Below are 18,175 nucleotides of genomic sequence, written 5' to 3' on the forward strand. Positions count from 1 at the left end.
CCGGATGGACGTTGCAGGGCCGACTCCGGTTCCCTGTCCGCGCGGCCTACCCGGCGAGTGCCTCGGCGAGCCGGGGCAGGAAGGCCGCCTGTGCCTTGACGAGCTTCCCGGCCGCGGTGTCGAGCGGCCACCAGGCCGCCCGGTCGAGCTCCGGGAATTCCTGGATCCGGCCCGAGCCCCTGGGCCACTCCATGGTGAACGTGCCGGGCACGGCGGACTCCGGATCGAGATCGGCCCGTACCGCCCACACCGTGACGGTCTTGCCGCCCGCCTGCCGGACCTCCCCCAGCGGCAGATACGGGCCGGTTGGTGCCGGCAGGCCGAGTTCCTCCTCGAACTCGCGGCGTGCCGCGTCCATCGGCGCTTCGTCCGTCTCGTACTCACCCTTCGGGATGGACCAGGCCCCGGCCTCGCGCCGCGCCCACAAGGGCCCGCCCATATGCCCCAGGAGCACTTCGACGGTCCCGGCCGCATCGCGGAACAGCAGCAGTCCTGCGCTGCGCTTGTCGGTCATGGGGTCAGTAAACAGCGCGCGGCCGTCAGGTCCGCAGCTTCCGCTCAAGCCAGCCGACGGCGAACTCCGTCAGCTCCCGGGCGTCGAACAGGTGGCTTTCCGCTGCCCCCACCCGGGCCGTCGTCCCGCGCCCCGAGTCCAGAAATGCGCGTCCGATGACCTCGAAGGCGTCCCGTTCCTCGCCGACCACGGGCGTGTAGTCGTACGCGCCCTCGGCCGTGTCGATGTCGTGGAAGCGCCGCCAGACCCGCTCGCCGTCGACCAGGATCGGCTGCTCGTACTCCACGAAGCGTTTCCGGGGCGCGTCGGCCAGCGCCTCCGCATGGTGCAGCAGGGTGAGCGAGTCGAGCGGGGCGCCCAGGAGCAGCACCTTCCCGTCGGTTTGCACGAGCCGTGCCAGCGGGCTGTCCGGTCCGTGCGGATCGTCCCAGGGGTGCTCGTCCATGAGGCGGTGTGCCGCCGCGCCCAGGGCGGCGAAGCTCGCATCGGGGTGGCGGCTGCGCACGGCGCCCGGCTGCAGGCGCAGCGCCTCGGGGAGCCGGCCGTACGAGTGGTCGGCCTCGGAGCGCTCCGGATCGTACGCGGGATGCTCCGCGCGGACCGGTCCCTGCCATTCGGCCGGCCAGTCGGTCCACTCGTAGGGCGGGGCGTCGTTCCAGCCGCAGGTCACCATCAGCGTGCCCGGTGCGCCGATGACTTCGCGCAGGGCGTCGATGACGGTCCGCGTACCGCCGCAGACGTAGCCGATCGCGGAGAGCCGCGTATGGAACATCACCGTGTCGCCGGAGCGCAGGCCGAGGGCGCTCAGATCGCCGGTCAGGCGGCTGCGGGTGACGGGGCCTCTGGAGAGCTTCAGGAGGGCGAGTTCGTCCACGCCTCACAACCTAAGGCCTGTCCGTGGTACGCGAGCCCTTCACCCGCAGGATTCCGGCAGCAGGCGTCCAGCAGCAGGCGTTGCGGCGTGCGCGTTCAGCCGTGCGCGTTCAGTCGTACGCATCCGTGACGCAGTCGGTGCTGCAGCCGCCCGCCTCGAAGCGTTCGCGCAGAGCCGCCGCCGCGAGAGCGCGCGGCACCGGGTAGCGGCCGAAGTGGGTGGACATGACGCGGATGACGTCGTCGACGCGGATGATGGCGGGTTCATCGGGCGCCGCCTGACGGCGTGCGGCGGCTATCGCGAGATCGGCCGCCCTGCGCAGCTCACGGGCGTACACACGATCCTGGGCGGCCTGGGCCCGAGAAGGCGCGAACGGGCGGCGGATCCTGCCGCGCCAGAACAGCCCGCACAGCACGAGCAGCACACCTGCCGTCACCACCAGAAGACCCGCCTGATCCATCCCCACCGCTCACCCACCACCGTCCCCATCGCCCGCCGGGCTCCCCCACTGCGCTCCCCTGTGTACACCCGTGCGCCGCGTACGACCCCATGCCTGCGGGCATCGACCTCACGACACCCGTCGACCGTCCAACTGGGAGGTCCCCGTGCACGGACCGACGCCTGCAGGCTGGCTGCTCGTCGCCTTGTGCGCGGCGCTGGGTGCGTACTGCCTGCTGCGGATGCGCAGTCCGGTGGACGAGCAGCGGGCCGGCGCGGGCGGTGAGGCGCTGATGGGCTTCGGGATGGCGCTGATGGCGGTCCCGGCCGCGGCGCTCACGGAGTCGGTGGCCCTGTGGTGGGTGTTCGCGGTGGTGTTCGGTGTCGCCGCCGGGTACGAGATGCTCCGGGCCCGCGGGTCCGCGCATCATCTGCACCATCTCGTCGGGGCATTGGCCATGGTCTACATGTCCCTGGCGATGACGTCGGGCGGCGGACACCACAGCTCTGCCGGTGTGCCACTCCTGACCGGGATCCTTCTGGTGTACTACGCCGCGTATGTGCTGCGCTCGGGGGTGCGACTGCTCCCGGCGGAGCCGGGCGCGGTGGCGTCGTCGGGCGCGGCGGCAGGAACGGCGGGGGGCATGACAGGTGCACCCTCGGGAAGGGTGTCGGAAACCGGGTGGGGGGATCGTGCGGAGCTGGCGACGGCGTGCCGGCTGTCGATGGGGATCGCCATGCTCGCGATGCTGCTGACGATGTAGCAGACCGGTTCGCTCGGAGCCCGCAAGGCACCGGCAGCAGCCGGTGAGGGGCAGGTGCGGGAGTTCGCACCGTGGCGGGACCGAGGAAGCGCAGCCCATGAGGCCGCACCCAAAGGGTGCACAGCAGACGATTCGGGTTGACGGGTCCGTGGCATCCGTCACTTGACCGTACGGCCCGTACCGTCCGGTAGCAGGCGCTCATAGGCTGAAGCCATGATGGTCCCAGCCGCCCTGCTGTTGCTCGGCGCACTGACCGCCGTGCTCGCCCCTCGACTGCTCGCCCGCGCCGAATGGCCCGAACGCGAGCCGGTGGTGGCGCTGTGGATCTGGCAGTGCGTCGTCGCCGCGGTGCTGCTGTGCTGTCTGCTCTCGATGCTCCTCAGCGCCTCCGGGGCCTGGCACCAGGTACGCGGCCGGGTCTTCGCACCCGCTCCACACGCCGTCGTCGAGGCCTACGCGTTCGGCGCGGGCAGTCCGTGGGCCGCCGCCGTCGCCGTACTGCTCGCGTGCGGCGGGCTGTGGACCGTTGCGATGCTGACCCGCGAGGTGCTGCGTGCCCGGCGCCGCCGTCGCACCGCCCGTGCCGAACTGCGCCTCCGGGCGCCGCTGCTGCCCGGGGAGCAGCCGGGCAGCGACCCGCTCGTGGTGATCGAGGGCGAGCGGCCCGACGCCTGGTGGCTGCCCGGGACGGCGCCCCGCCTTGCCATCACGACGGCGGCGTTGCGGCGCCTCAAGGGGCGCCAGCTCGATGCCGTGCTCGCGCACGAGCGGGGGCACGCGGTCGCGCGGCACGACTGGCTGCTGCAGTGCTCGTCGGCGCTCGCGAACGGTTTCCCGCAGGTCCCTGTGTTCGCCGCCTTCCGCGACGAGATGCATCGCCTGGTGGAACTCGCCGCGGACGACGTGGCCTCGCGCCGCTTCGGCCGTCTCACGATCGCGCTCGCCCTCGTCGAACTCAACGAGGACCGTGGCGTGTTCGGCCCCTGCCCCACCGCGCACGCCCAGGTGCCGCAGCGTGTGCACCGGCTGCTCTCCGCCACCCCGCGCCTCACCGCGGCCCGCCGCCTGAGCCTCACCGCGGCCGGCGCGCTGGCCCCGGCGGTCCCGCTCCTGGTGACCTTCGTCCCGGGGCTCAGCGCGCTGGGCCAGTGAGTGGCTGACGGTGCGGGGGCACATGTCCCCCACACGGTGAGACCGCCGGACCGCCGGACCGCCACCGGTCAGAACGTGTCGTCGCCGGCCGTGCGGAGGAGTGTTCCGCTCCAGCGGAAGGTCCACAGCGGCCGGTCGGCCACCTCTTGGGCGGCGTACTCCCGCAGCGTCTCGTGCCTCCCGTAGGTGAAGAGGTCGGGGCAGAGGGCGAAGTGCTCGGCGGCGAGCGCCTCGGCCGCGGCCCGGGTGGCGGGAGGGGCGGCGACGGAGAGGACGACCCGGTCCTCGGTGAGCGCCACCAGCCGCGCGCCGAAGCGCTCCTCCCAGGAGCGCAGCACGCAGCTGAGGACACCGGGGTCCTCGATGTGGGCGAGCGCCCCGTTCCATCCGATGGCCGCGGGTATGTCGGCGCTGCGCCAGGCCGGGACGAGGGCGAGGTGCGAATGGTCGACGAAGGGGCTGCCGGCGACGAGCGCCTCGGCGGTCTCGGTGGCATGCGCTTCCGGATCGGCGACGGGCGTGCCCTGCGGGGCCAGCCCCGGCCACCGGGGGCCGTAGGGGGCTATGCGGGAGGCGACCTCGTCAGGGCCGCCGGGGAGACCGTAGCCGAATGCGCGACCGGTCCTGTCCTCCCAGATCTCGTCCCAGATGATGGAGAGCATGTCCTCGTCCTCCAGGTCGCCGGGGTCGGAGAGCTGGTCGTGCAGCAGGTCCCAGCCCTCCGGGCCGCCCCGGTGACCACCGATGTCCATCAGGACCGGGCAGAGCTCGGCGGCACGCCAGGCGGCCTCGTGGGCGGTCCATTCACCGGGGGTCGCGGGCTGCTCGGCGAGCCACAGCAACGGCACGTGCCACGTGCCCTGGACCGTCTCGTCGACCAGTCTCCCGGCGGGGAGTTCGAGGCCGAGAGCGCCCCCACCGGGGTCGGCCACGAGCTGAGGCATCACGTTCGAGAACATCACCATGACGGTGACTCTATTGGGGGCCTGTTCAGGACACGCGCGGGACCACTACCGGCCTCGCTCGGGGGCCGGTTGCGGGCACACTCGGCTTGGATGGCCCCATGCCCCGACATGCCACCCGCCTCGGCCGCCCCGCGCTCCTGACCGCTCTGTTGGGTGCCCTCTCGGCCGCCCTGCTCGTACCGGTCGTCCTCGCCTGGCCACCGCTGGTGGCCTTCGACGCCCGGCTGGCGCGCACGGCGCACGGCTGGGCGCTCGGCCTCGACGCGGTGACCCGCCTCAACCGGGTGCTCTCCGACTGGGTGTGGGACCCCTGGACGATGCGCGCCCTGGCCACCGTCGCCTGCGTATGGCTGTGGCGGCAGGGGGCACGCCTTCCGGCGCTGCTGCTCGCGGTGTCCTGTGTCGTGGGGACGCTCGTGCAGCAGGCGATGAAGGCGCTGGTGGACAAGGACCGGCCGCGGTGGCAGCACCCGGTCGACTCCGCGGACTCCGCCGCCTTCCCCTCGGGGCACGCGATGACGGCGACGGTCGTGTGCGGTCTGCTGCTCTGGCTCCTGCGGCGGCAGGGCCTCGCCGGCGCGCCCTGGACCGCGGCCCTCAGCGCCGCGCTGGTGTCCGTCCTCGGCGTCGGTGTGACCCGCGTCTGGCTGGGTGTGCACTGGCCGAGCGACGTCCTCGGGGGCTGGCTGTTCGGCGGACTGACGGTGGCGCTCGCCGTGGGCGCGTACCGGCACCGGGCGGCGCGCGTCTGAAGGCGGCTTCGGACCATCGCGGGGACGTCCAGTAGACGTCGTGGTGAGCACCGGCGTTCACTGCCTCCTTGGAGGCGAACATCACAGGCCCGTTACCTGAAGACTCTCTGAGCATCAACCATGCAGGTCAGCGACGCGCGCGGGGCGTTTTTCGAGTGGCGGGCCGCAGATTTTCCTCAGCGCGTTGTCATACCCGACCCCTAAGCTCTTTCACATGTCCTCCACCCCACGTCCGCGCCCCGCTCGGTCCGCCGAAGAGCTCAATGAGCAGATACGGCGACTGATGCTGTGCTCGGGCGGCCGGCTGAGCGAGGAGCAGCGCAAGGAGTACGCGGGGCTCGTCGTGGAGTGGGCCGAAGCCGTGCGCGGAGGGCTGCTCGCAGCAGTCTGAGGACCGGGCGGCCGGGCCGCGCGCAGCACGGATCCGCCCGACCGGACGATCCCCCGCGTCGCCCGGGCGGACGGCAGCGCTGCGGGTCCGCGGAAGGGGCCGAACAGCGCATCGCGAGTATAGTTGGCTGGGAGCCAGTCAACACGGGAGATTTCTGATTGTCCCCGCGCAGCGCGAGTGCCAACGAGGAGCTGCGTCGGCGATCCCGGGAGCGGTTGCTTCAGGCGACGGCCGAGCTCGTGGACGAGCGCGGCTACGAGGCCACCACCCTCGGTGACATCACCGAGCGCGCCGGAAGCGCGCGCGGACTCGTCTCGTACTACTTTCCCGGGAAGCGTGAACTGCTGCAGTCGGCGGTGCACCGACTGATGCATCTGACGCTTGCCGCGGCGCTGGAGCGCGAGCCGCACACCGAGTCCGGCGATGAGCGACTGGCCAGGGCCATCGACGCGATTCTGGGCCTCGCCGTCGAACGGCCGAAGCTGATGCGCACGCACATGGCGGGCATCCTTCAGGCCGAGGGTTTCGTGCAGTGCCCCGAGCAGCAGCGCCTGGCCCAACTGCTGCGCGATACCTGCGTACGGCACGGCTCGCCCGATGTGGACCGTGAGTACCCGCTGTTGCGGGCACAGCTGATGGGCGCGGTGTTCGCCCTGCTCCTGCCGGGAGCACCGATGCCCGTCGAGCCGCTGCGCGCCGAACTGTTCGCCCGCTACGGACTCGACTGGGAGCTGGGCGTTCCGCCGGGCGGAGAACCGCCCGGCGGAACCGGCCGGTTGCCGTCCTGGCCGTGGTCCAAGCCGTCGTCCTAGCCGCGGTCGAAGTAGTCGGGCTGCGTCTGCGCGTTGAGCTCGCGCAGACGGATCCGCTTCGCCGGGTCGGTACGGCGGTCATCGATCCTCAGGACGTCGAGGCCCTTGCGGATGTCGTTCGAGTAGACGTAGCCGTTGTAGTAGTACGCGGACCACGAACCGGCGACGTTGAGCCTGTCGGTGGTGAGCGGACCGCGCTCGAAGTAGCCGATCTCCTTGGGTTCGCCGGAGTCGGTGAAGTCCCAGACCGAGACACCGCCCTGGTACCAGGACTGGACCATGAGGTCCTTGCCCTTGACCGGGATCAGCGACCCGTTGTGGGCCACGCAGTTCTCGGTGTCCGCCTGGTGGCGGGGGATCTTGAAGTACGAGCGGAAGACGAGCTCGCGGCTGTCGCCCTTGCCCACGATGTCGTAGATGCCGTTGGCACCCCGGTCCGGACCGATCTCCGCGTTGCAGGTCGCGCCGACGCCGCCGCCCAGCTCGTCGGTGAAGACGACCTTCCGCGCATCCTGGTTGAACGTCGCTGAGTGCCAGAACGCGAAGTTCACGTTGTCCTGCACCCGGTCGATGACCTTGGGCCTCTCGGGGTTCTCGATGTCGAAGAGGATCCCGTCGCCCATGCACGCACCGGCCGCGAGGTCCTCCGTGGGCAGCACGGTGATGTCGTGGCAGCCGGTGGTCTTGGAGACACCCGGGTTGGTGGGAGCGCCCGGGTTGCCGCCGTCGGGGAACAGCACCGGGAAGTCGACGACCCTGGCCCGCTCGGGTGCGTTGCGCGGCACCTTGATGACGGAGATGCCGTCGTGCGGCGGCCGGCAGTCGGGGAAGTTCTCGCTCGGCGAGTACGAGGAGACGTACACGTAGACGTTCCTGCGCTCCGGCACCAGGGTGTGGGTGTGCGAGCCGCAGGCGGTCTCGACGGAGGCGACGTACTCCGGGTTGCGGATGTCGCTGATGTCGAAGATCTTCATGCCCTCCCACGAGGACTTCTCGGTCGCCGGCTGCGAGGTGCTGGCGCACGAGTCGTCGCTGCGTGAGGAGTCGGTCGACAGGAACAGCAGGTCGCCGGAGACGGAGATGTCGTTCTGGCCTCCGGGACACAGGACCTGGGCGACCGACTTCGGCGTCCTCGGGTTCGAGATGTCGAAGATCCGGAAACCGTCGTAGTTGCCTGCGAAGGCGTACCTGCCCTGGAACGCAATGTCTGTGTTCAGACTTCCGAGCGCGTCGTTGGGGATGTTTGTGACGTGCTGGAGGTTGTCGGAGTGGACGACCTCGTCCTGACCGGGGATCTCCCCGTCGGCTATCGCGGCACGGGTGTCGGCGGCCTCCCCGCTCGACACCCCCTTCGGGGATGCGGGTGAATCGCCCGGGTCGGGCGTGGCACCGGCCTGACCTGCGGTCAGCAGCGCTGCCACCAGCCCGAATGCAGCTGCCGCGACGCCAAGCCTGCGCCGGCGTACGCGGGTTCGGTTCTCCTGGGTCACTCTGTCCTCCCAATTCGCCGCTCTTAGTTGAACGGTTCACGGACAACGGCAGTATCGTTCCCGTCATGCTCAGTTCAACAGATGCCCACGCAGGCGAAGTTGGGATTTCTTGATCTTCCACGCGCCCGCTCATGCCGGTACGGACCCCGACGGTCCCGCTGCTTCAGGAGGTTGACGTGCTGCTTCGCCACAGATCCCCGCGGGGCCGGGCCCTCGCCGCGGCCACGGCGGCGCTGGCCGGTGTGCTGGTACTCGGCGCCTGCGACTCCGAGGGCGCGGACCGGTCCAAGTCGGGTGACCCGGGCGGTTCTTCGGTGATCGCGCCGGGCAAGCCGGGCGAGAAGGCGGAGAAGATCTCGCCCGAGGAGGCCCGCAGGCGAGGCGAGGACGACGCGCCCAACACGGCCGATTTCACCTATGTGCAGATGATGATCGTGCATCACGAGCAGGCGATCGTGATGACCGATCTGGCCCCGGAGCGGGCCGATTCTGCGGCGGTGAAGCGGCTCGCCCAGCGGATCGCCTCCGCGCAGGGCCCGGAGATCGCCTCGATGAAGGCGTGGATCAAGAACAACGGCGGTCCGCGCGAGCTCGCGGGCCACGATCACGGCGCGATGGCCGGCATGGCGAGCGAGGCGCAGCTGAAGGATCTCGAGGCGTCGAAGGGCGCGGAGTTCGACGCGCTCTTCCTGAAACTGATGATCACGCACCACAGCGGCGCCATCACCATGGCGGAGGAGGTGCTCGCCGGAGGCAACAACGTGCAGGTCGAAGAGATGGCCACGGATGTGATGGCCCAGCAGGCGAGCGAGATCAACCGAATGCGGGGGCTGCCCTAGGCCGTCTTCACGCCCAGGAGCGGGCGGCTGCATCACGCTCGGTCGTCCGCTGCGGCGCGCCTGCGGGGTCACGCACGCTTCTCCCCCTCGACCGCACAGGGGTGCGATGCTGGAGGCATCCCGCGGGAGGAGCCTCGTCGTGCTTCATGTCGCTGTTGTCGGATCGGGACCGAGCGGGGTGTACACCGCCCAGTCGCTCGGCAGGCAGGACCGGGTGCCGGTGCTGGTCGATGTCCTCGACCGGCTGCCCTGCCCGTACGGTCTGGTCCGGTACGGCGTCGCCCCCGACCACGAGAAGATCAAATCGCTGCAGAACAGTCTGCGGGTGGTGCTGCAGGACCCGCGGGTGCGCTTCCTGGGCGCGGTCGAGGTCGGGCCCGGCGGGATCACGCCGAGCGAGCTGCTCCGGCTGTACGACGCGGTGGTGTACTGCGTGGGTGCCGCGACCGACCGCCGGCTCGGCGTTCCCGGCGAGGATCTGCCCGGGAGCTGGTCGGCGACCGAATTCGTCTCCTGGTACAGCGGACACCCCGATGCCCAGTGGAACGGGGCGCTGAGCGCGGACTCCGCCGTCGTGATCGGCGTCGGCAATGTCGCCGTCGATGTCACCAGGATCCTCGCCCGTGGGGCCGGGGAGCTGACCGGGACCGACATACCCGCCGCCGCACTCGCCTCGCTGGAGGCGAGCCGGGTGCGGGATGTGCACATGGTCGGGCGGCGCGGGCCCTCGCAGGCGAAGTTCACGACGAAGGAGCTGCGCGAGCTCGGCTCGCTCGCGGACGCGGATGTGATCGTGGACCCCGTCGAACTGGCCCTGGACCCCCAGTTCCTCGACCCGTCGGGGCTGCCGGCGGTCAACCGCCGCAATGTCGAGGCGCTCCGGGCCTTCGCCACCACCGGGCGGGCGGCGCAGGGGCCTGCTGGCAGGCCGGGGCCCGATCGAGAGCCTCCGGGCGGGCGCGGCACCGGGAACCCGCGCAGGCGGCGGATCCACCTGCGCTTCTTCCTGCGTCCGGTGGAGCTCCTTGCCGAGGACGGCCGGGTCGGCTCGGTGCGGTTCGAGCGCACGCTGCCCGACGGCCGCGGCGTCACGGGCACCGGCGTGTACGAGGAGATCGCGGCGGAGCTGGTGCTGCGCTCCGTGGGCTACCGGGGGAAAGCGCTCGACGGGCTGCCCTTCGACGAGCGCACCGGCACCGTGCCGCATGCCGCCGGCCGCGTGCTGCGCGGAGCGGCGCCCTCGCCCGGTGAGTACGTCGCCGGGTGGATCAAGCGCGGGCCGACCGGGGTGATCGGCACCAACCGGCCCTGCGCCAAGGAAACGGTCACCTCACTGCTCGAGGACGCCCCCGGGCTCGTACCACTCACGGAGCGCCAGGACCCTCTGGAGGGACTGCGGGCCGCCGGGCTGCGGCCGGTGGAGTGGGCCGGGTGGCAGTCGATCGAGCGGGCCGAGGCGGCGCTCGGGGCCTCGCTCGGACGCGGGCCGGTCAAGATCGGCGACTGGGAGGGGCTGTTCGCGGCGGCCGGGGCCAGGGGCGGTTCAGCTCGCTCCGCTGCCGGAGAGCCGCCGCCCCTGGCGGGCGGCGGCGTCGAGCACCCTCTCGAGCAGCCCGGGGAAGAGCGCGGCTAGGTCCTCGCGGCGCAGCCCGTTCATCTTCGCGGTGCCGCGGTAGACCTGCCGGATCACTCCGCTCTCGCGCAGCACGCGGAAGTGGTGGGTGGTCGTGGACTTGGTGACTGGCATGTCGAGCTGCGAGCAGGACAACTCGCCCTCGGCGGCATCCAGTTCGAGGACCACCTGCAGCCGCATCGGATCGGAGAGCGCATGCAGGACGGATTCGAGGCGGATCTCCTCGCGCGCGGGGTGGGCGAGTTCTCTGCTGCTCGTAGGGGTGCTCACGCTGCCTCCCGGTCGGGTGCGCCCGGTGGATCCACGGACGCTGCGGATCTCATTGTACGAGAGGTTTCGTAGTTCGACATCTTTCGTAGTACGGTGATTCTCGTACGAGGCAGCCGCACGGCTCCGGCCGTCGGCTGCCTGTCCGAACTCCACCGTCGAAGGAGCACACCGTGAGCGCCCTGTTCGAGCCGTACACCCTGCGTTCGCTGACCATCCCCAACCGCCTGTGGATGGCGCCGATGTGCCAGTACTCGGCGGAGGCCTTCGGCCCCAACGCGGGCGTCGCCGACGACTGGCACTTCGCGCACTACGCGGCCCGCGCGGCCGGCGGCACGGGCCTGATCCTCCTCGAGGCCACCGCCGTCTCCCCCGAAGGCCGGATCAGCCCGTACGACCTCGGCCTCTGGAACGACACGCAGGTCGCGGCGCTGCGCCGGATCACCGCCTTCCTGAAGTCGCAGAACACCGTGCCGGGCATCCAGATCGCGCACGCGGGACGGAAGGCCTCGACGGACGCACCGTGGAAGGGCGGCAAGCAACTCGCCGAGGACGCGCACGGCTGGCAGCCGCTCGCGCCGAGCCCGGTGCCGTTCGCCGAGGGCGAGCGGCTGCCTGCCGAGCTGAGCGTCGAGCAGATCAAGGAGGTCGCCGGGCAGTTCCGGGCGGCTGCCCGGCGCGCACTGGACGCAGGCTTCGAGGTCGTCGAGGTGCATGGCGCGCACGGCTACCTGATCGGCGAGTTCCTGTCCCCGCACGCCAACAGGCGCACGGACGACTACGGCGGTTCGTTCGAGAACCGCACGCGCTTCGCACTCGAAGTGGTGGACGCGGTACGGGAGGTGTGGCCCGCGGACAAGCCCCTGTTCTTCCGGATCTCGGCCACCGACTGGCTGGAGGAGAACGGCTGGACCGCCGACGAGACCGTGCGGCTCGCCTCGCTCCTGAAGGAGCACGGGGTCGACCTGCTCGACGTGTCCACCGGCGGTCTCGCCCCCAAGGTCAACATTCCGGTGGGCCCCTCGTACCAGGTGCCGTACGCGGCACGGGTGAAGTCGCAGACCACTCTCCCGGTGGCGGCGGTGGGTCTGATCACCGAGCCGGAACAGGCCGAGAAGATCATCGCGAACGGCGAGGCGGACGCGGTGCTGCTCGGCCGTGAGCTGCTCCGCAACCCGTCGTTCGCCCGGCTCGCGGCCCGTGAACTGGGCGGCGAGGTACATGTGCCGCAGCAGTACCACCGCTCGGTCTGAGCGGCGCCCGCGCCTCCCGGAACGTTCCCGTGGACACGTCCCGGGAGGCCCGGAGGCGCCCCCGTGCATCCGCGCGCCCCTCGGGGCTACTTCGGCCGGGGTGGCGCGCCGTATACAGTGCGCCACCCGACACAAGAGGTGGGCAGTGGAACAGAGCGGATGCGTGCACCGGCAGCGTGGGGACGAGTTCCCCGCAGCCGAACTCCTTGCGGCCGAGCGCCGGTTGAGAGAAGCCGTACAGGAGGGTGATCCGTCGGGTCTACACGGTCTGCTCCGTCCCTACCTGGTGTCGGTGCGGCCCGACGGGACCTGCCTGCGCACGGGTCGGGAGACCGTGGAGCGGGACCCGGGCGAACTGGTCGTCGACCGGATCGAACCGGAGGAGACCGTCTCGACCGTGGTCGGTGCCACCGGTGTCACCCGCACGGTGCTGTGCACCGAAGGGCACTACGCAGGTGTGCCCTTCGAACGGCGCGTGCTGTGCACCCGCACCTGGGCGTACGAGGAGGACACGGGGTGGCAGGTGCTCACCACCCGCGTCGGCGAGGTCGAACCGGGGGCGTGAGCGGCCGCCCGCACCCCCGGCGTCTCACCAGTCGCCGTCGGTGACCGGCTTGCCCGGTGCGTCGCCCAGCGGCTTGACCTGGCCGGGCTTCGGCTCCTCCCAGGGTTCGTGGTCGTCGCCGAGCCAGTCCCCCACCGGTTTCACTCCTTCGAGGGTGTCGGTGGGGGCCAGGTCCGAGCCGTCCTCGTCGTAGTAGTCGAACCAGGGCAGCCCGGCCCGGGTGTACGCGGCCCGGTCGACGGGCGAACGCGGCGGGGCCTCACCGGTGATACGGCGCCACTCGGGCGGGGTGACGAGGTGGACGAAGACACGGGCGGCGGGCGCCTCGGACCAGTCGGATGCGGGACGCTCGTCCGTGTAGACCTCCTGGCGCATCGAGCCCCCGACGCCGAGCCCCATCGCGGGCGCGGCGGCCGGGCGCGCGGACCTCGCCTTCGCCGAGGCGGCGAAGCGTGGTCCACCGCCCCCCATGGGCCCGGGTGCGGACGCCGGCGCCGCCTGGTGCATCGGAGCCGCTCCGGGGCCGGGCATCATCCCGTATCCGCCCGAACGCATCCGCGTCCGCTCGGCCGCGAGCCGGCGCTGCTCCTCGCGCCAGCGCTCGAGCGCCGCATCGGTCAGCGGATACGACTGCAGCTGGACGCCGCCCCACTGCTCCTCGCCCGTGACCTGCCCCTCGACCGTGGCACCGAGTCCGAGCGGGACGGCGACGAACTGGCGCACGGTGCCCTTGCCGGAGTTGATGCCGTCGAGCCAGGGCTGGCGGGGCAGCACCACGTAGTTCTGCGGGTGGCGCTTCAGTTCGTTGCGCCAGGGCTTCCCGGAGACCGCGCAGACCTTGCCGACGCCCACCTGCAGCGCCGCGGGCTCGGTGCTGCCGCCGAAGGCCAGCCACATGGCCTCGCGCAGATACACCGGGAGCATGACGCCGCCGCGCTCCAGCCACTCGGTCGGTGCCGTGTCGGGGAAGTCCGTCACGCGCCGCAGCGGGAAGCTGCCGAGCCCCGGGGGCAGTGCGTGCGTGCCCGTCTCGGGCAGCCGCAGCGTCCGCATGAACTGCACGCACACCCCGCCGGGCAGTCGCAGCCTGTCGCCGTCGATCCGTACTTCTGTACCGGACACACGCCCTCCCTGGTTCGGTTGTCCGCCGCCACCCGGACAACGCGTGGGCGCCGGCTCATGGTTCCGGACCGGCCCGGGTCATCGGCGAACCAAGGTCATCGGCGAAGACGGGCGGAGGCCGGCGGTGACGGAGCGGGGTCCGGCGGAGCAGGCGGTCTTCCTCGGTGGTCAGCCGCCGTGGGTGTGCAGCCGGTGCAGGCCTTCGATCGCCAGCCGGTAGCCGTCCGCGCCGAAGCCGACCACGATGCCGGCGGCCGCGGGCGAGAGGTAGGAGTGGTGGCGGAAGGCCTCGCGGGCATGGACGTTCGAGATGTGGACCTCGATGACGCGCAGCCCGGTGCCCTTGACGGCGTCGTGGAGTGCGACGGAGGTGTGCGTATAGGCGCCCGCGTTGAAGACCGCGCCGATCAGCTCGCCGGCCCTCTGCCGCTCCCCCGCCTCGTGGATCCAGTCGATCAGCTGCCCCTCGTGGTTGGACTGGCGGCAGTCGGCCTCGTGCCCGAGCGCCGCGGCCGTCTCCTGGCAGAGCGCCTCCACGTCGCCCAGGGTCTGCGCACCGTAGACAGCCGGCTCACGGGTGCCGAGGAGGTTGAGATTGGGGCCGTTGAGGACCAGTACGGAAGCCATGCGCACAGCCTACGGCGGTGCGCTTCGCACCATCGCGTTAGCGTCGGGGCATGAACAGCTTCACGCAGGCCGTGGCCGCGGGTCCGCTGGTGCTCGACGGCGGTCTGTCGAACCAGTTGGAGGCGTACGGCCACGACCTGCGCAGCGCGCTGTGGTCGGCGCGGCTGCTCGCCGACCACCCCGAGGCGATCCGTTCGGCGCACCTCGCGTACTTCCGGGCGGGCGCGAGCGTCGCGACGACCGCCTCCTACCAGGCGACCTACGAGGGCTTCGCGGCGCAGGGCATCGACGCGCGCCGCACGGACGAACTACTCGCCCTCAGCGTGCGGGTGGCGCGCGAGGCCGCCGGGCAGGCGGGCTCGCTGGGCGTACAGCGGCCGTTGTGGGTTGCCGCCTCGGCCGGTCCCTACGGGGCGATGCTCGCCGACGGTTCCGAGTACCGGGGGCGGTACGGGCTGAGCCTGCGGGAACTCGAAGGCTTCCACCGGCCGCGGCTCGAAACGCTCGCCGCGGCGCGCCCGGACGTCCTCGCGCTGGAGACGGTGCCGGACGTGACGGAGGCGCGGGCTCTCGTGCGGGCCGTGCGGGGGCTCGGGGTGCCTGCCTGGCTGTCGTTCAGCGTCGTCGGCGGGCGGACACGGGCGGGCCAGCCTCTGGAGGAAGCCTTCGCCGTGGCCGCGGAGGCCGAAGAGGTGATCGCCGTGGGCGTCAATTGCTGCACACCCGAGGACGCCGATGCCGCGGTGCCGCTGGCCGCTCGGGTCTCGGGCAGGCCCGTGGTGGTGTATCCCAACAGCGGGCAGGGCTGGGACGCCGACAGCCGGTCCTGGCGCGGTGCTTCGACGTTCACGGCCGAGGGCCGCGCCGCGCGCTGGATACGGGACGGAGCACGCCTACTCGGCGGCTGCTGCCGGGTCGGGCCGCAGGACATCACCGCCCTGGCCGCGCACGTGTCCGGATAGCGCGTGTGCCCGGTCGGTTCTCATGCCCGGGCCGATTACGCCCGGGCGGTTTGTGCCCGACAGCGCACGTGCGTGGACCGCGCACATGCAGGAGTACACCCAGGCCCGGCCCGGAGGGAGTCACCCTCCTTGCACTCCGAAGGCGACGAACAGACGAAAGTGCCAGGTCCGGGGTGGTTCGGACGCTGATGTCAGTGCCGGGGTGCAGACTGGGCGCACGTCAGGACAATGAAGTCGACGACTGCGGAGGTGGCCGCCAATGGCCGATGTACTGCTGACCGTGGGCACGCGCAAGGGACTCTTCATCGGACGCCGACGCGCGGGCTCCTGGGAGTTCGACGGGCCGCACTTCAACGCGCAGGCGATCTATTCGATCGCCATCGACACCCGGCGGGAGACTCCGCGCCTCCTGGTCGGCGGGGACAGCGCCCACTGGGGTCCGAGTGTCTTCCACTCCGACGACCTGGGCGGCTCGTGGACCGAGCCCGCCAAGCCCGCCGTCAAATTCCCCAAGGACACCGATGCCTCGCTGGAACGGGTGTGGCAGCTGCACCCGTCCGCGTCCGAGCCGGATGTGGTGTGGGCGGGCACCGAACCCGCCGCGCTGTTCCGCTCGGAGGACCGCGGCGAGAGTTTCGAGCTCGTACGACCGCTGTGGGAGCACCCCACGCGCTCCAAGTGGGTGCCGGGCGGCGGCGGTGAGGGGCTGCACACGATTCTGACCGATGTCCGCGATCCCGGGTCGATCACGGTCGCGGTGTCGACGGCAGGGGTGTTCCGCACCCAGGACGGCGGACAGAGCTGGGCGCCCGCGAACCGGGGCGTGTCCGCGGTGTTCCTGCCCGACCCCGACCCGGAGTTCGGGCAGTGCGTGCACAAGGTGACACGCGATGCGGCCGATCCGGACCGGATGTATCTGCAGAACCACTGGGGCGTGTTCCGCAGCGACGACGCGGGCACGAATTGGGTCGACATCGGCTCCTCGCTGCCGTCCGACTTCGGCTTCGCGGCGGCCGCCCATCCCCATCGCGGCGACACCGCGTACATCTTCCCGATCAACGCCGATGCGGACCGGGTGCCTGCCGAGCGCCGCTGCCGCGTCTACCGCACCACCGACGCCGGGGCCTCGTGGGAGCCGCTGTCCGCCGGGCTGCCTGAGGGCGACCACTACGGCACGGTGCTGCGGGACGCCCTGTGCACGGACGACCTGGACCCCGCGGGGGTGTACTTCGGCAATCGCAACGGCGAGGTGTTCGCCAGCGCCGACGACGGGGACACCTGGCAGCAGCTGGCCTCGCATCTGCCGGATGTGCTGTGCGTGCGTGCCGCGGCGATCGGCTGAACGGATGGACGGCTGTTCCCGCCCCGGGCGCTCGGCGCGGGAGCGGCGGCCCCGTAGGCTCGGCGCATGCTGAGGATTCACTCCACTCCGGACTGCGGCAACGCGCCCCGCAAGGAAGTACTGCGCGATCTGGTCATCGCCCTCGCCGAACGGGACGGTGAGACGGTGTCCGCCCTCGTCGCCGAGGGTGTGGTGTGGAACCAGGTCGGCGTGAGCGCCTCGGACGGACGCGAAGCCGTACGCGGCTGGGCGGCCGCCGGGCCCGAGGTCGAGGAGCTCAGCTTCGGCGCGTTGATCACGCATGGCCGGGAGGCGAGCGTCGACGGCACGCTCGAGCTGACCGACGGCACACGGCATGCCTTCTGCCACGTGCTGCGCTTCGCGGGAGCGGCCCGGACGGCGAAGATCGTCGAGATCCGCAGTTACGTGCTGCCGCTCGCGCGGAGCTGACGGCCCGGGAAGGTCTCGCGTCCTTCGCAGGTCTCGGGTCCTGCGCAGGTCTCGGGTCCTGCGCGGGTCTCGGGTCCTGCGCGGGTCTCGGGTCCTGCGCGGGTGTCGCGTCCTGGGAAGGTGTCACATCCCGCGCAGGGCCGATGTCAGCTACGGCAGGCGCCAGTCCACGGGTTCGGCGCCCTGTTGGGTGAGCAGGTGGTTGACCTTGCTGAACGGGCGGGAGCCGAAGAAGCCGCGGTCCGCCGACATCGGTGACGGGTGTGCCGACTCCACGGCCGGCAGATCGCCAAGCAGCGGCCGCAGATTGCGCGCATCACGGCCCCACAGCACGGACACGAGCGGGCGGCCACGCGCGACCAGGGCGCGGATGGCCTGTTCGGTGACCTCCTCCCAGCCCTTGCCACGATGGGCGGCAGGGCGGCGGGGCGCCGTGGTCAGCGCCCTGTTGAGCAGCAGCACTCCCTGTCGGGTCCAGGGCGTGAGGTCGCCGTTCGAGGGCCTGGGCACGCCGAGGTCCGCGTTCAGCTCCCGGTAGATGTTCTCCAGGCTGCCCGGCAGCGAGCGCACCTCGGGCGCGACCGCGAAACTCAGCCCGATGGCCATCCCCGGGGTCGGGTAGGGGTCCTGGCCCACGATCAGCACACGCACGTCGTCGAACGGCTGCTGGAACGCGCGCAGCACATGCGCTCCGGCCGGCAGATAGGTCCGGCCCGCCGCCACCTCGGCGCGGAGGAAGTCCCCCATGGCCGCGATGCGGCCGGCCACTGGTTCAAGGGCCTTCGCCCAGCCGGGTTCGACGAGTTCATGCAGGGGTCGCGGTGCCATGCCGAGTCACTCTAGTAGCCCATACCGACAGTCTCCGCACACACGGACCTCCTGCGGCGCTAGTCTTCAGGCACGGCAGGTTCAGGCACGGCAGGTTCAGGCACGGCAGGTTCAGGCACGGCAGGTTCAGGCACG

21 protein-coding genes are annotated in these 18,175 nt (G+C 71.5%); 12 read left to right on the forward strand and 9 right to left on the reverse strand.

Annotation, left to right across the window (positions count from 1 at the left end; translation table 11 throughout):
- Positions 1–46: 46 nt before the first annotated feature.
- From ACLF6P_RS24605 to ACLF6P_RS24615, 3 genes are all read right to left on the reverse strand, one after another.
- Entirely contained in the window at positions 47–514 is a 468-nt protein-coding gene (locus ACLF6P_RS24605) for an NUDIX hydrolase (protein ID WP_415952995.1), read from the reverse strand.
- A 25-nt stretch (positions 515–539) separates the two neighbouring features.
- Positions 540–1,388 (reverse strand): aminoglycoside 3-N-acetyltransferase, encoded by an 849-nt coding sequence (gene aac(3), locus ACLF6P_RS24610; RefSeq protein WP_415952997.1) that lies wholly within the window; start codon positions 1,386–1,388, stop codon positions 540–542.
- A 109-nt stretch (positions 1,389–1,497) separates the two neighbouring features.
- Entirely contained in the window at positions 1,498–1,848 is a 351-nt protein-coding gene (locus ACLF6P_RS24615) for a hypothetical protein (RefSeq protein ID WP_415953033.1), read from the reverse strand.
- Positions 1,849–1,993: 145 nt separating this feature from the next.
- Between ACLF6P_RS24615 and ACLF6P_RS24620 the strand changes: the two genes are divergently transcribed.
- Together ACLF6P_RS24620 and ACLF6P_RS24625 are read left to right on the forward strand one after the other, a co-directional pair.
- The gene (locus ACLF6P_RS24620) at positions 1,994–2,590 is read left to right on the forward strand and encodes a DUF5134 domain-containing protein (protein WP_415952998.1); all 597 of its coding nucleotides are present in this window, start codon (positions 1,994–1,996) and stop codon (positions 2,588–2,590) included.
- 213 nt (positions 2,591–2,803) lie between these two features.
- Positions 2,804–3,742: a M56 family metallopeptidase gene (locus ACLF6P_RS24625; RefSeq protein ID WP_415952999.1), complete on the forward strand. Its 939-nt coding sequence runs from the start codon at positions 2,804–2,806 to the stop codon at positions 3,740–3,742.
- A 68-nt stretch (positions 3,743–3,810) separates the two neighbouring features.
- Here ACLF6P_RS24625 and ACLF6P_RS24630 read toward each other — a convergent pair whose 3' ends face one another.
- A complete protein-coding gene (locus ACLF6P_RS24630; RefSeq protein WP_415953001.1) occupies positions 3,811–4,707 on the reverse strand; it encodes a DUF4253 domain-containing protein in 897 nt (298 codons plus the stop codon).
- 98 nt (positions 4,708–4,805) lie between these two features.
- Here ACLF6P_RS24630 and ACLF6P_RS24635 point away from each other — a divergent pair, with 98 nt between their 5' ends.
- The 3 genes from ACLF6P_RS24635 (at position 4,806) to ACLF6P_RS24645 (ending at position 6,662) form a co-directional block, all read left to right on the forward strand.
- Positions 4,806–5,459, forward strand: a complete 654-nt coding sequence (locus ACLF6P_RS24635; protein ID WP_415953002.1) for a phosphatase PAP2 family protein — start codon at positions 4,806–4,808, stop codon at positions 5,457–5,459.
- Positions 5,460–5,673: 214 nt separating this feature from the next.
- Positions 5,674–5,850, forward strand: coding sequence for a hypothetical protein (locus ACLF6P_RS24640; protein ID WP_415953004.1), 177 nt, complete (start codon positions 5,674–5,676; stop codon positions 5,848–5,850).
- 158 nt (positions 5,851–6,008) lie between these two features.
- Complete coding sequence (locus ACLF6P_RS24645) at positions 6,009–6,662, forward strand: TetR/AcrR family transcriptional regulator (RefSeq protein ID WP_415953006.1); 654 nt, start codon at positions 6,009–6,011, stop codon at positions 6,660–6,662.
- Here the strand turns inward: ACLF6P_RS24645 and ACLF6P_RS24650 are convergent.
- Positions 6,659–8,152, reverse strand: coding sequence for an LVIVD repeat-containing protein (locus tag ACLF6P_RS24650; RefSeq protein WP_415953008.1), 1,494 nt, complete (start codon positions 8,150–8,152; stop codon positions 6,659–6,661). The genes ACLF6P_RS24645 and ACLF6P_RS24650 overlap by 4 nt on opposite strands.
- 176 nt (positions 8,153–8,328) lie before the next feature.
- On the opposite strand from ACLF6P_RS24650, the gene ACLF6P_RS24655 reads away from it, so the two are divergent.
- The gene (locus ACLF6P_RS24655) at positions 8,329–8,991 is read left to right on the forward strand and encodes a DUF305 domain-containing protein (RefSeq protein ID WP_415953010.1); all 663 of its coding nucleotides are present in this window, start codon (positions 8,329–8,331) and stop codon (positions 8,989–8,991) included.
- A gap of 139 nt (positions 8,992–9,130) precedes the next feature.
- A complete protein-coding gene (locus ACLF6P_RS24660) occupies positions 9,131–10,624 on the forward strand; it encodes an FAD-dependent oxidoreductase (RefSeq protein WP_415953011.1) in 1,494 nt (497 codons plus the stop codon).
- Here ACLF6P_RS24660 and ACLF6P_RS24665 read toward each other — a convergent pair.
- Positions 10,535–10,894 (reverse strand): ArsR/SmtB family transcription factor, encoded by a 360-nt coding sequence (locus ACLF6P_RS24665; RefSeq protein ID WP_415953013.1) that lies wholly within the window; start codon positions 10,892–10,894, stop codon positions 10,535–10,537. The genes ACLF6P_RS24660 and ACLF6P_RS24665 overlap by 90 nt on opposite strands.
- Before the next feature lie 170 nt (positions 10,895–11,064).
- Here ACLF6P_RS24665 and ACLF6P_RS24670 point away from each other — a divergent pair, with 170 nt between their 5' ends.
- Positions 11,065–12,144: an NADH:flavin oxidoreductase/NADH oxidase gene (locus tag ACLF6P_RS24670; RefSeq protein ID WP_415953015.1), complete on the forward strand. Its 1,080-nt coding sequence runs from the start codon at positions 11,065–11,067 to the stop codon at positions 12,142–12,144.
- A gap of 145 nt (positions 12,145–12,289) precedes the next feature.
- Positions 12,290–12,709, forward strand: a complete 420-nt coding sequence (locus ACLF6P_RS24675; RefSeq protein ID WP_415953017.1) for a nuclear transport factor 2 family protein — start codon at positions 12,290–12,292, stop codon at positions 12,707–12,709.
- A gap of 24 nt (positions 12,710–12,733) precedes the next feature.
- Here the strand turns inward: ACLF6P_RS24675 and ACLF6P_RS24680 are convergent, their stop codons facing one another.
- Complete coding sequence (locus ACLF6P_RS24680; protein ID WP_415953019.1) at positions 12,734–13,831, reverse strand: hypothetical protein; 1,098 nt, start codon at positions 13,829–13,831, stop codon at positions 12,734–12,736.
- 168 nt (positions 13,832–13,999) lie between these two features.
- Positions 14,000–14,458 (reverse strand): type II 3-dehydroquinate dehydratase, encoded by a 459-nt coding sequence (aroQ, locus tag ACLF6P_RS24685; protein ID WP_415953021.1) that lies wholly within the window; start codon positions 14,456–14,458, stop codon positions 14,000–14,002.
- A 50-nt stretch (positions 14,459–14,508) separates the two neighbouring features.
- On the opposite strand from aroQ, the gene mmuM reads away from it, so the two are divergent.
- From mmuM to ACLF6P_RS24700, 3 genes are all read left to right on the forward strand, one after another.
- Complete coding sequence (mmuM, locus tag ACLF6P_RS24690) at positions 14,509–15,420, forward strand: homocysteine S-methyltransferase (RefSeq protein ID WP_415953023.1); 912 nt, start codon at positions 14,509–14,511, stop codon at positions 15,418–15,420.
- 259 nt (positions 15,421–15,679) lie between these two features.
- Positions 15,680–16,762, forward strand: coding sequence for a WD40/YVTN/BNR-like repeat-containing protein (locus ACLF6P_RS24695; RefSeq protein ID WP_415953024.1), 1,083 nt, complete (start codon positions 15,680–15,682; stop codon positions 16,760–16,762).
- Between the two features lie 66 nt (positions 16,763–16,828).
- Positions 16,829–17,212, forward strand: a complete 384-nt coding sequence (locus ACLF6P_RS24700) for a nuclear transport factor 2 family protein (protein WP_415953025.1) — start codon at positions 16,829–16,831, stop codon at positions 17,210–17,212.
- Between the two features lie 150 nt (positions 17,213–17,362).
- On the opposite strand, the gene ACLF6P_RS24705 is transcribed toward ACLF6P_RS24700, so the two are convergent.
- Positions 17,363–18,040 carry a uracil-DNA glycosylase gene (locus tag ACLF6P_RS24705; RefSeq protein ID WP_415953026.1) on the reverse strand — a complete coding sequence of 226 codons (678 nt, stop codon included), beginning with the start codon at positions 18,038–18,040 and terminating at the stop codon, positions 17,363–17,365.
- Positions 18,041–18,175 lie beyond the last annotated feature (135 nt).

Source organism: Streptomyces lothianensis (assembly GCF_047779955.1).
GTDB lineage: Bacteria > Actinomycetota > Actinomycetes > Streptomycetales > Streptomycetaceae > Streptomyces.